The following is a 12,590-nucleotide window of genomic DNA, read 5'->3' as shown; positions in this document are numbered from 1 at the left end:
AGACTATTACAGTGGGGGGTAAAAAGATGAATAAAAGAAAAGTGCATAGGTTTGGAGCGACTTTTGCTGTCGCTAGCGCGATTGTATTGGCGGGGGGTTCTGTAGATGCGGCTGAGCAATGGTATACCGATGTATCAAAGGACAACACTCATTATGAAGCCATTAAAGCGTTGACGGATCAACAAATCATTCGTGGCTATTCGGAAAATCAGTTCAAGCCTGGGCATTCAATTGAGCGTCGTCACGCAGCGTTAATCTTGGCAAAGTTAGGGGACTTTGAAGAACCAACTGATGTGGCGGATGTATTAAAAAAGTTTAAAGATATTTCTGGTGACAGTTTCTATGCAAAAGAAATGGCAACTCTAGCGAATGCCAATGTATTTAAAGGGGACTCAAATGGGAATTTCAAACCAACAGCCGCCCTGACACGTCAGCAAATGGCAAACGTACTAGTGAATGCATTAGATCTTGAGAAATACGATACAGGCAAGAAAGTGGAAATTAACTTATCGAATGTAGGAGAGTCACACAGAAGAGGTGTGCAAATCCTTGCGAATCTTGGTTTAACGGATCAACTGAGTGATTTTAGACCGAATGAGCCTGTCACACGAGGTGCATTCTCCTCATTCATCCATCGTGCCAACCAGCTACAACCAAGCGATTTCACCTTATCATTGATGCATATGAATGACACGCATGCACGCGTTGCGGAAATGCCGAAAGCCATAACCGCTATTAAAGAAGTTCGAAATGACAAGCCAGATGCATTGCTTCTTCATGGGGGAGATGTGTTCTCGGGAACATTATATTTCTCAGAGTTTGAAGGACAAGCTGATCTAGAACTGATGAATTTAATGGGTCTGGATGCAATGGTATTTGGTAATCATGAGTTTGATTTAGGTGATAGTAAAAACGGTCACCAATCACTGGCGAATTTTGTGAAAGGCGCTAATTTCCCTGTAATCGGCACCAACATTGATTTCTCTAAAGACCCAGCTCTGAAAAACCTAGTAAGCAAAACAGAATTTACGAGCACACCGGCATTGGGAGAAATTCATAAAGGCTTAATCAAAGAAGTGAATGGGGAAAAGGTTGGTATCTTCGGATTGACGACTGAAAGCACAGCGTTTGTCGCTAGTCCAGGAGCAGTAGAGTTTTTGGATTATAAAGAGTCAGCTGAAAAAGCCGTAGCCTACTTTGAGAGCCAAGGAGTCAATAAAATTATTTCGATAAATCATCTTGGATTCGATAGTGATCCGTCTGTAGGAAATGATTTGCTTCTAGCTCAAGCCGTTGAAGGCATCGATATTATCGTCGGTGGGCATTCACATACGAAACTGTCAGAACCGGTCATTGTCGACAAAAATGCTAGTGGAGAAAGCAAAGATCCTACAGTCATAGTTCAAGCTGATCAATACTTGACTCATCTGGGAACGTTAGACGTAGAATTTGATAAGCAAGGTGTCATAACAGGACATGCTGGCGAATTAATCAGCTTAAAAGACAAAGTGAATGACGCAGAAGCAGCGGAAGCACTTCTAAAATATTCTGGGAAAATTGATGAAACGTTTGGTAAAGAAATTGGCGCAACATTAGAAGTGGATCTGCCAAATCCAAGAAGTCGTGGAGAAGAGAATATAACGGAAAGTGTCCGTGCGAATGAAACAGCACTAGGAAACTTAATAACGGATGGAATGCTGGAAAAAGCAAAAGAATACGATCCTAAAGCGGTAATTGCTCTGCAAAACGGTGGGGGAATCCGTAACCATTTGGATAAAGGACAAGTCACGGTCGGAGCAGTAATTGAAGTACTGCCATTCGGAAATACATTATCTCTTGTTACGCTCACGGGTGAAGAAATTAAAAATACGCTTGAGCATAGTGTGCGAAACTCACCTAATGAAGAAGGCGGTTTCTTGCATATGTCAGGAATGAAAATAACATTCGATAGCAGTAAAGAAGTGGGCCAACGCATTCAGACTATGCAAGTAAAAATGAATGGCGAGTTCGTTGATGTGGAAATGGATAAAGAATACGTTGTCACGACAAATGCCTTTACAGCAAGAGGCGGAGATGGTTTTAAAGTGCTTGAAGAAGCATATGAAAATGGTCGAGTGACTGATCTCGGTTTGGATGACTGGGTTAACTTACGCGATCACATGATCAAACTTGGAACAGTTAAGCCTGAAATTGAAGGTCGAATTATCGATTTGAATACGTAATGTATTGTCATTAAAAAGAGTTAGAAGTTAAACGTATAGGTTCGGGACATGGGGAGAAAACATAAAAAGCATAGCCAATGGGGACGCCAATTCGCACATGAATTGGCGTCCTTTTTTTGTCTTAGCATTAACATTTTGATGCACATATTGTTAAATCTGTGCCGCGATTAACATAAAAATTAACAAGGGTATATAAGTTTATATGTCTTTGTTAATTGTGCTGCTGATCAGCTTGTTAATTGACGGTTGGAATGATTTTCTTTTAATAGTTCTGAAATAATTGAAAACGTTGAAGGGAATAAAGTATTTTATGATAAAGTAGATTATAAGAGGACGGTTTATTCAACAAACTGAACCAAAAGGCGAAAAGGGTGGATGTTTTGTTACATGTTTTCTTGGGAGTAATAATTTTTATATCGCTTATCTTTCTTTTTCTCGGGTTCAAGAGAAAATCCAGATTAACTATATTTTTTGGCGTTATTGCTTTTATTGCGCCCTTACTTTATTTTGGTTTCAGAAATTGGCTGATTTTGTTGCCATTAGTTCCGGTAGTATCATTTGTAGTTTCAGATTTACTAATTAAACAAAGGAATTCTGCATAAAAGTAATGAGTTTTGCTTTAGGTATTCGATTAAATAACGAGCGCGTATCCTGCATTAGAGTCGCACTCTGGATTGGTTTAATGAGCTCGGTTGTATATTTATATATAAGGGAGATGTTATGAATGAATAAAAATGTATGTCCGAAATGTAACGGTACTGAATTTAGTGAAGGTACGGATTTTATGGCAGTTAAGCCACTAGATAAAAAGTTATCAATGGGATCGAATAAAATATTGACCTTCTGCCTAAATTGTGGAGAGGTTATATCTACAAGGATTGAGGACCCAAGTAAATTTCGGAAGTGAATTGTAACTCTTTTCACTCCTCCCATCAAAAGGGTGAAATTCTTGAACAGGGATTTGCGCCTGTTAAGCAATCGGGCTCATTTTGTTGCCACGGCTTTAGGGGAGGAAAGGTGAATATGAACCATACACTATCTTATTTTGCTTCACGCCTCATAGTAGGTTGGGTGAAGAATTTACATAGATGTCCAGAAAACTCATTAATTCTGATGAAAAGATGCTAGGTATTAAGAACCTTTTCTTGAAACGAATAACAAAGTTAACACTCAAAACTCTTTATTCTTACACCTGTTATACTTCACATATAACAGGTGTAGGAGTGTTTTATATGAAGAAATCGGGAATTTATTTTTGTTTATTGACGAGTTTCTTGCTAGTCATTGTAGGCTGTAGCAAGAAAAAAGAAGAAGAGCCAGAAAATAATGCAGAAGAGGTGAGTTCATTGGCGACAATTGAAGGTAAATGGAATGGTTCTATTTTGGTTCCAAATCAACCACTGCCTATTATTCTGTCATTCAATAAGATAAGTGGCACGATAAGCATTCCCTCACAAGGATTACGTGATTACACACTAACAAACGTGACGTTACATGATACCGACGTATTTTTCGAGATGAATCTTCAAGGACAACGTATTACCTTCGATGGAGAAGTAGCCCAAGACAACATCACTGGAACATTTACGCAACAAGGTCAATCCTTCCCTTTTGAATTAACCAAAGGGAGTCCAGAGGAAGTCGTTGAAACAGGGGATGTTGTACAAGTTGCAGTAGAAAATGGAGCAATGGATGGCCTGTTGGAACTACCAAATGGTGAAGGCCCTTTCCCACTCATGGTCATTATTGCAGGATCTGGTTCTACAGATCATGATGGCAATTCCCTAGGGTTACCAGGGAAAAATAATAGTTTGAAAATGCTCGCAGAAAATTTAGCAGCGGAAGGCGTGGCGAGTATTCGCTATGACAAGCGTGGAGTCGGTATGAATATGGGATTATCCGGCAAAGAAGATGATTTGCGGTTCGATCATTATATTGACGATGCTGCAGCATGGGTTCAATTCGCTAAAACGGATTCACGTTTTTCAATGATCGGCATCATCGGTCATAGCGAAGGATCATTAATTGGCATGGTGGCTACTGAACAAGCGGATGCGGATGCGTTTATTTCCATTGCAGGAGCAGGTCGATCGATTGATCAAGTCCTTTTAGAACAACTAAAGGAACAGCTACCAGTTAATCTATTTGAAGAATCCAAAGCGATTTTAGAAGCGTTAAAAGCAGGTGAACGAGTAGAAACTATCAGCACAGAGTTACATAGCCTTTTCCGGCCATCCGTTCAACCTTATATGATTTCATGGTTGGATTTTGATCCGACTGAACGGTTGAAAAAGGTACAGGTCCCAGTCCTTTTAGTGAATGGTAATCGCGACATCCAAGTACCCGTCAAGGATGCGAAACTGTTACATGATGCGAAAAAAGACGCCAAGCTACTGATTGTGGACAAAATGAATCATATCTTGAAAGAATCACCCGAAGATCGCGAAGGGAATATTGCGACCTACAGTAATCCGGATTTACCATTAGCACAAGGGTTGATGGAGGGAATCGTTGGGTTTATAAAGGGGTTGTAATTCAAGGTGAAAAATCTCTACGATGTACTTTTGTAAGTAGTTTATAGGTAGTCGTTGACGGGGTCATTGGGTGTATAAGGACACTTATTAAAAGTCAACGAACGCCTTCTTTTGTTATTGGCAAGTCCGTACTGTATCGCATCCCTGTCACTCATTTTATTCGTATAAGTGGAATCGTTTGAATGACAGGGAGATGATAATTAAGTCGGTTTTTTAATGTATCTCCATATGAATAAACTTCCAGTCAAGATAATTGTTAAGATTCCGAAGTAATAAATGTTGTTGTTCCTAGGTTCATCGTTTGCTTCGATTTTTGTTGGAATGTCACCTTTACCAATTAAGGCAAGATCATCAGATATATTTGCTACACTAGCAGTACGATCACATACTGTCGTAGTTAACATCGCGTCACTTGTTTCCTCATATCGATGCGTATAAACGAGATATTCTTCTCCTATGCTAAAGTTGACACCACATGCTGCTGAATTACTTGCTGTGTATATCGATACGGTCTTCGTATTTAAACCTTTCCATACTCGTTGTACATTAAATTTTACAACGTATCCACTTTCTTTTATATGCTCGTTAATGCTCACGACTTCTCCGCTAAAAACTGCATCCGCATTGTCTAATGCTATGTCTGCAGTTGGAGGCATTTCACACGAACAAGCTGAAACGGGAACAGGGTTCATGTTCAAGGCAACTAGTAATAAGAAAATGAGTGATAGTAAAATCTTTTTCTTATTCAAATGCATTCCTCTTCTCTACCTGTTTTCGATTAGACCGTTTATGTGGAATAAAAGTTACATACGTCAAGTTTTTTGTTACTGTACAATTGTTTTTTCGATTCGTTTATCTGGGATGAACCAAATAATCGCAACGACTAAATACAAAATATACGAAACAGTCGGTATCCAAAATGCAAATACTACCCCAGTGACATACAGTAGCATGGACACTTTACCTTTCCAGTCAAAACCTATTTCTTTCGCTAAATCTGATTCGATCCCTTCGCATTGAACGACTTGATTTTGTAAGAATAAGTACGACACAGCACAAAGGAAAAGAATCACTCCATAAAATAATGTCGGTACCGCCTCTAACGGATTCATTCCTACCCATGCGGTAGAAAACGGAATAAGCGACATCCAAAATAACCAATGCAAATTACTCCACAGTACGCGGCCGTTCAAACGACTTAATTTATGAACTAAATGATGGTGGTTGTTCCAATAGATCCCTACATACACAAAGCTCAACATATAACTGACGACGGTCGGTATGAGTGTGAGGAATGCTTCTTTATCAATGGCGGTGGGTGGCTTCAGCTCTAAAACCATGATCGTAATGATGATCGCTAGTACACCATCACTAAATGCTTCCATACGACTTGTCTTCATGTAGTGACACCCCTTTTTTTCCTTCTTCTTTCTATTCACAAATTTGCTCACTTTCAAACGGTCATCACGTTATTTTTTTGTATCGCACCTCTGTCACTCATTTTCTCACTCGATCAACCGAATCCATTACATTTACACGCGCCCGCACTTTTTCAGTAAAAATATTTTTTAATAGTGTATCCTTTCTACATTTTGCCTCTATATAGCATGTGAGGAGATGAAAATAGATCTTCTACATTCGATGCCATTAGGAGGAAATATTATGTATTTATTACTCGATGAACCATCTTTTACAGTGCAAACGACTATAGTTATGGAGATTGGATTTAACGAAGCTTTTTTACTGCAGCATCTGCATTATCGTTCACTCATATCAACAAACAAACGCGATGGATATACATGGGTGTACAAAACGTATGAAGATTGGAAAGAGGAAATCCCATTTTGGTCACTTAATAAAATTCGACGTACTATTTACAGTTTAGAATCCCAAGGGTATCTAATCTCTAATTCTTCGTATAATAAAATGAAAATTGATAGAACGAAATGGTATCGCGTCGATTATACGAAATCGATCTTCCTAACACAAAATGGTACGCTGGACGTTTCAAATTGAAACGATTGCGGCACAAATAGAAACGACGGATGTACTCGAAAAGGTCAAATGGAGTGATCCGAACTGGGCAAACCAATAACCAATGTACTATAAATAAATTAAGAATAAAGATATTGTCGAGATGAATCTCGACGTTGCATTTTTTATATACCACTTAATCGAACAAATAACATGTTACTGCGTAGAAATTAGGGTACATGAAATAAGAGAGACGAATAGGAGGAGATCTATATGCCAGTTCAGATTAAACGAGTTTATGAAGAAGCAAAGAAAGCAGATGGAATGCGAGTTCTTGTTGATCGTGTATGGCCACGTGGAATGAGTAAGGAAGATGCACAAGTGGATGAATGGTTAAAAGAAATTGGACCAAGCAAAGAACTTCGTCAATGGTTTGATCATGATCCCGATAAATTTGATCAATTCAAGGATCAGTACAAAGAAGAGTTAGAGAACAATGAAGAACAGCAAGATGAGTTAGAGAAGTTGACAGACTGGACGATAGAACATAAGAAAAATTTAACGCTCGTGTTTGGAGCAAAGGATGAAAAAAATAATCAATCTGTAGTCTTAAAAGAAATCTTGGATCGTCAGCAAGTGTGATGAGTGAATACAAAAATCGCTGTTCAAAGCAACAAGTACTTGAACAGCGATTATAATTCTATTGATCTACTTATCATTTATTTCGAATGGTTAGCAAATACTGTGCATTCGTTACAATCAGTATGAGACCTACAATGAAAATAGAGAATAACTGGGAGTCACCTGTGCCTACGGAGTACAGAATAAATAACATCAATGCGATAATCAATGACAGATTCATCGTGTTAAACGTTTTATAATAGCCTTGAAGCATAACGAATCTCTCGCCTTCATCTGAAGCGTCTAGCAGCTTCTTGGCAAAGTTTTTTTCGGAAGCTGATGGTAGCTCACGGTCAGGATAAACGGCTTTCATCAAACCGGGTACCAACATGGAAAACACAATAGATAGAAGGAGAATCCCGCCGGAAGTCAGTAATAACCATGCCGGCTGATCGGTGATGATCGCGACACCTATTGCTACAATACTTACAATCAGTGCGATCGTATTACATAAGTTCAGGTCACTGAATTTTTTATATTGCCACATATCCCGTTCGTCTTCGTCAACACCCGTCAGTGTAAGACCAGCTTTCTTTTTCATTTGCGCAGAACTGACCGCAATGAAGACAAAGAGCAGTAAAGTGATGGCGATTAACACTATATTTAATTCAAATCCAATGGGCAAAAAGCCTGCTTTAAAATCAATAGATAACGCAGCATACATACCAAAGAATCCGACTGCAGCACCGACTAGTGTCCAAATAATCATTCTCATTATAGTTCCTCCTCATCAAAAATAAAAATACATTCAATTGTTTCATCAAAAATATGTGCAATCCGTTTCGCAATCAGCAAGGAAGGCACAAATTCTTCCCTTTCAATTAAGCTAATCGTTTGCCTGGATACTTTTGCCAACTTGGCCAGTTCCGTTTGATTGAGCCCGTCACGCGCTCGTAATTCTTTTAATCTTGTCCGCATCAGCTTCACCTCTTCATTGTATTGTAACGTGTTTTAGTCATTATGACAACTATAATTGTCATTTTGACTATTTTACAAGTCTTTTCATGCTGTTTACTACGTATTCATTGCGGTTTTTAATCAGCTATACAGGGTATAGTAAATAGAGGTTTCATTTTGATACAAGGAATGAGGGAAGAGGCCCATGTTCAAACGTGTACTATTGAAGATGCGTGAAAGCATTTGGTTTATTCCAAGCGTGTATACGATTCTTGCATCTATTTTTGCACTTTTTACAGTATTAGTCGACACAAAATATAACAACGATCTGAAAGAACACATCCCTAGCTACTTTAGAACGACAGTAGATTTAGCACAAACGATTTTAGGTACGTTATCAGGCGCATTGCTCACCATGACAACCGTGACGTTCTCAACGATCATGGTCGTGTTGACGATGTACTCTTCACAATTTTCACCACGAGCACTTCAGAATTTCTTGAACAAACCATCTACTCAGCGTGTGTTAGGAATCTTTATGGGGGGCTTTGTTTATACCATATTATCGTTACTCTTCATGCGTAAAGCATCCATCAATCATGAAGTGATTTCTGCTTCTGTTGGCGTCGCGCTTGCAGTGATCTGTTTAGCATTCTTCGCATTTTTCATACATAACGTCGGAACTTCGGTTCAAGTAAGTCGACTTATTCGTGAATTAACCGATGATGTACTCACTTCGTTAAACAGTGAAAATAATGGAATGAAAGAAAATCGCGTCGTCTGGAACGATGAAAAACCTTTCTTTGCGCAAAATTTTCCGTTTGTTACGGAAGTAAAGAGTGAAAACTTTGGCTACATACAATATATCGAGTATGAGAAATTGACGAAATGGGCGATTGATCATCAATCGATCGTAGATGTGGTAAAGCCAATTGGCGCATTTTGTGGAACGCATACGAGTATGGCTACCGTGTATTCTCAAAAAGAACTTTCTACTGACAATCTTTCAACGCATTTCGTATTAGGTGAAGAACGCTCGATTTTACAAGATGTAGAGTATGGTATCGAAAAAATTGTGGAAATCGCATTGCGTGCGCTGTCTCCAGGAATCAATGACCCTCATACTGCTATCCGTTGTATTCATTCGTTAGGGGAAGTGTTGCAGCGTGCTACTCTGTTACCAGGAGGAATCGCGGTGACATATACGAAGGAAAACAAACCGTGTGTAGTGACAGTGTATCCAAGTTCGGAAGACTATTTCTATGCAGCGTTCAGCCAAATTAGTTATTACGGTAAAGAAGATGCGAGTATTCTCAATGCTATATTGGACGCCCTTCAGTATATTGCCCGAAATTCGGAGGATGAAAAGACGAAAAATCTTGTTCAGCTAATGACCAATTATGCGTGGAACCATTTCAATCATTCTGTACTCGAGCCACTGGATAGCTCAAGGTTGCAAAAGAAGCGTCATGTAATAGATGAACTGACGAAGTAAATAAAGCGGTGAATGCCTGTTAAAGTATTCACCGCTTTTTACTGAGTATTATCCAAATGCTTTCTGATGCGCTTTTTTTCTCTTAATATAATCCTCATCTTCACGAATTGTGTCCCATCGTTCCTTGAAAATTTTTGCAGACTCCGCTTTGATCGGATCCATATCGCGCTCTTTTACCGTTCCGTCTTCATTATATTTCCTTCCACTTTTATGATTCGCATAACGACGAGCGCGCGTATAGCCCATTTGAATGAATTTACGTGCCATGTCCATGCCAACAAAGTCATCTTGCTTTCGATATTCTTCAAAAAGCTGACAAATTTGATCGGCAGACTCTTTCGCAATGTCAGGTGTTTTAAAACGCCAATGAGGTAAAATTTCACTTTTGTAAGGCTCAACTAATAACACGCCTTGTTCACCTTTTCCTACTTTATATAATTCGGGGTTTTTGCGTAAGTCTAACGTACTGTAATCCAAATCATAATCGAAAGGCATTTACTCACATCCTTTTCTTCTATAGTACCCTGGATGGAATGGTAAAAAACGCGAAAATTGTTTATATAAAACACTTTACAACAGAACATACATTCTTTATACTGAAACAAAGGGAGGGAACGAGTGTGCGGTGTTCATTAGAAAAGGCATTACGATACGGTGATATTCTTGAAGTGATGTATGAAGCGAAAGACGGTTCCATTAGCAAACGAAAAATCCGTGTACTGAATATACATGGCAAAACATTTACAGCGTACTGTTTTTTGCGTAATTCTAAACGAACTTTCCTAATTGATCATGTACTAGCAGTTGTTCCTGTAATAGTGAAAGAAGAGGTTATAGTTTAGTCGAATTCATATAGAAAGAACTCAAGCGATTTGTCCTGTTTCGTAGGATACATCGCTTTTTAAGTTGTTTGAGGTATGAAGTAATGAAACGTAAGAAAATCAAATTTCATATAAAACGAGATTTATCATGTATAATTTAGTGCATTACGATCATTTCTGAGGTGATATTATGATAGACCAGGATGTACCGAACGTGAATGTTCATTGGTTCTATAGACAAGGGGTTCAACATATAGTGGATAGCCAACAAATAGGGGAACAGATAGATGAGTTGAATCGTCATGTCATATGAGCAGAAACTGATGGCGATGAAGTCGCTGTTGAAAAAGACGACAGTTGTGAAAGAAGTGGAAGAGACTTTCAATATTCCGCCAGCACCAAGCTATGAACAACTCTGGTTGACAACAGGCATGGAGAAAATTGAAAATGAATTTGGTGTTGTCTATAAGCGTGTGATACATTATCCGCTTGATACGATGCACGGTGATTTTCGTTTGGGAGATGTGAAGCAAAAGCTAATGAAATGGTCCGAAGCTGATTATATGCATCCATTAGCCCCAAATGCTGGTAAGCTTCTATTTTTCGATACGGAGACAACAGGTTTGAAAGGCGCTGGAGCTGTTATTTTTCTCATTGGACTGTTGGAATTAAAGTCCGATGAATTCATCATGACTCAGTACGTGTTGCCGAATCCAGATCATGAAGCGGCATTTCTTTATGCGTCAGGATTATGGAAAGAAGGACTTACACTCGTCACATATAACGGGAAAAGCTTTGATTTCCCTCAACTCCAAACACGTTGGTCTTTACATCGGAAACTGTTGCCCCCACTGCCTGTCCCGCATCAAATCGATTTGTTACATGGATCGCGCCGAATTTGGAAAGGGCAGATGGAATCATTCAAGTTGACTGAAGTAGAGCGAACGCAGCTAGGCTTTCACCGGAAAGACGATATACCTGGCCATATGGCACCTATTATTTATCAAGATGCGGTAAAAAATGGCCGTGCAGAAATTTTAATGAAAGTCATGTGGCATAATGAATGGGATATCCTATCGCTTGTGACTCTGTTTAGTCTATCCACTGATATTGTCATGGAAGAAGCTAGTCAGCAAAATGCTCAAATCGCAACGAATATCGCCAAATGGTTCCAAGATCTTGGTTTGAAAGATCATAGTTATACGGAACTTCAACGAATTGCGGAAGAGTACGGGACGAGTTATCCTATGACGCATTTTCATTTAGGTTTTTTACTAAAGCGCCATAAAGAAATCGATCGAGCCATTCAATCATTTGAAATCGTCGCAACGCACGGTACTGGCAGGGAACAGGTGCTAGCTTACGAGGAACTAGCAAAATTATATGAACACCAAGTAAAGGATTACTCGCTCGCATATGAGCACATACTATGTGCAGCTCAACTAGTGCAGCAATCCGATGAATTTACATCACGTTTCAGTAATCGGATGAAGAAGTCTTTAGCAAAGCGAGAAATGCGAGTGAATAGAAAACTATTTCCTGGGCAAGCGCAAGAAGCGCCACAAGAAGAACAATAGTCTTTTTCAGTAAGACAAGGAATGACAACATATGCTATAATGACCTTATGGAATCACAGACGGAAGGACGTTTTGTCATGGAATTAAAGCTGGATACGAAAACGATTTTAGAAAAAGAATTTAAGCAAGCTATTCGCGGGTATAAACAAGAAGAAGTGGACTGGTTTTTGGATGATGTCATTCAAGACTATGAAACATTTAAAAAAGAAATTGCTCGTCTACAAGAAGAGAACACGAGATTGAAGTCGGAGGTCAATTCTTCCCAAAGACGCTCTCAAACACCAGCTCCTCAGACGACGAATATTGATATCATTCAGCGCATCGCGAACCTTGAAAGAGAAGTTTTTGGCGACAAACTGGTTCAGCCTGAAGAGTAAAAACATTAACTT

Annotated in this window: 13 protein-coding genes; 8 read left to right on the top strand and 5 right to left on the bottom strand. The window is 39.1% G+C overall.

The annotated features are described in order from the left end of the window. Nucleotides 1-26 precede the first annotated feature (26 nt). On the top strand, nucleotides 27-2,222 hold the full coding sequence (locus H605_RS0103940) for a 5'-nucleotidase C-terminal domain-containing protein (protein WP_029053006.1): 2,196 nt from the start codon (nucleotides 27-29) through the stop codon (nucleotides 2,220-2,222). Between the two features lie 1,232 nt (nucleotides 2,223-3,454). Further along, a complete protein-coding gene (locus tag H605_RS17370; protein WP_037561575.1) occupies nucleotides 3,455-4,756 on the top strand; it encodes an alpha/beta hydrolase in 1,302 nt (433 codons plus the stop codon). A 200-nt stretch (nucleotides 4,757-4,956) separates the two neighbouring features. Here H605_RS17370 and H605_RS0103925 read toward each other — a convergent pair whose 3' ends face one another. Beyond that, a complete protein-coding gene (locus tag H605_RS0103925; RefSeq protein WP_029053003.1) occupies nucleotides 4,957-5,505 on the bottom strand; it encodes a hypothetical protein in 549 nt (182 codons plus the stop codon). A 75-nt stretch (nucleotides 5,506-5,580) separates the two neighbouring features. Beyond that, entirely contained in the window at nucleotides 5,581-6,156 is a 576-nt protein-coding gene (locus H605_RS0103920; RefSeq protein WP_029053002.1) for a TMEM175 family protein, read from the bottom strand. 262 nt (nucleotides 6,157-6,418) lie between these two features. On the opposite strand from H605_RS0103920, the gene H605_RS17365 reads away from it, so the two are divergent. After that, on the top strand, nucleotides 6,419-6,772 hold the full coding sequence (locus H605_RS17365) for a hypothetical protein (protein ID WP_051210460.1): 354 nt from the start codon (nucleotides 6,419-6,421) through the stop codon (nucleotides 6,770-6,772). A 231-nt stretch (nucleotides 6,773-7,003) separates the two neighbouring features. Next, the gene (locus H605_RS0103910) at nucleotides 7,004-7,372 is read left to right on the top strand and encodes a DUF488 domain-containing protein (RefSeq protein ID WP_029053001.1); all 369 of its coding nucleotides are present in this window, start codon (nucleotides 7,004-7,006) and stop codon (nucleotides 7,370-7,372) included. 73 nt (nucleotides 7,373-7,445) lie between these two features. On the opposite strand, the gene H605_RS0103905 is transcribed toward H605_RS0103910, so the two are convergent. Both H605_RS0103905 and H605_RS0103900 read right to left on the bottom strand, forming a co-directional pair. Continuing rightward, complete coding sequence (locus tag H605_RS0103905) at nucleotides 7,446-8,126, bottom strand: DUF3169 family protein (protein WP_029053000.1); 681 nt, start codon at nucleotides 8,124-8,126, stop codon at nucleotides 7,446-7,448. After that, nucleotides 8,126-8,329 carry a helix-turn-helix transcriptional regulator gene (locus H605_RS0103900; RefSeq protein WP_029052999.1) on the bottom strand — a complete coding sequence of 68 codons (204 nt, stop codon included), beginning with the start codon at nucleotides 8,327-8,329 and terminating at the stop codon, nucleotides 8,126-8,128. Before H605_RS0103900 ends, H605_RS0103905 begins: the two co-directional genes overlap by 1 nt. Before the next feature lie 184 nt (nucleotides 8,330-8,513). Between H605_RS0103900 and H605_RS0103895 the strand changes: the two genes are divergently transcribed. After that, nucleotides 8,514-9,803, top strand: a complete 1,290-nt coding sequence (locus tag H605_RS0103895; RefSeq protein ID WP_029052998.1) for a DUF2254 domain-containing protein — start codon at nucleotides 8,514-8,516, stop codon at nucleotides 9,801-9,803. Nucleotides 9,804-9,851: 48 nt separating this feature from the next. Here the strand turns inward: H605_RS0103895 and H605_RS0103890 are convergent, their stop codons facing one another. Continuing rightward, complete coding sequence (locus tag H605_RS0103890) at nucleotides 9,852-10,298, bottom strand: DUF4385 domain-containing protein (protein WP_029052997.1); 447 nt, start codon at nucleotides 10,296-10,298, stop codon at nucleotides 9,852-9,854. A gap of 125 nt (nucleotides 10,299-10,423) precedes the next feature. Between H605_RS0103890 and H605_RS0103885 the strand changes: the two genes are divergently transcribed. The 3 genes from H605_RS0103885 to gpsB all read left to right on the top strand — a co-directional run bounded on the left by H605_RS0103885 (nucleotide 10,424) and on the right by gpsB (nucleotide 12,578). Then, nucleotides 10,424-10,645 carry a hypothetical protein gene (locus H605_RS0103885; RefSeq protein ID WP_029052996.1) on the top strand — a complete coding sequence of 74 codons (222 nt, stop codon included), beginning with the start codon at nucleotides 10,424-10,426 and terminating at the stop codon, nucleotides 10,643-10,645. 281 nt (nucleotides 10,646-10,926) lie between these two features. Beyond that, the gene (locus H605_RS0103875) at nucleotides 10,927-12,201 is read left to right on the top strand and encodes a ribonuclease H-like domain-containing protein (RefSeq protein WP_029052995.1); all 1,275 of its coding nucleotides are present in this window, start codon (nucleotides 10,927-10,929) and stop codon (nucleotides 12,199-12,201) included. Between the two features lie 47 nt (nucleotides 12,202-12,248). Then, nucleotides 12,249-12,578 (top strand): cell division regulator GpsB, encoded by a 330-nt coding sequence (gene gpsB, locus H605_RS0103870; RefSeq protein ID WP_232321217.1) that lies wholly within the window; start codon nucleotides 12,249-12,251, stop codon nucleotides 12,576-12,578. Nucleotides 12,579-12,590: the final 12 nt, after the last annotated feature.

Source organism: Sporosarcina ureae DSM 2281 (genome assembly GCF_000425545.1).
GTDB classification, from domain to species: Bacteria; Bacillota; Bacilli; order Bacillales_A; family Planococcaceae; genus Sporosarcina; species Sporosarcina ureae.
This window is presented reverse-complemented; position numbering and strand designations above follow the sequence as displayed.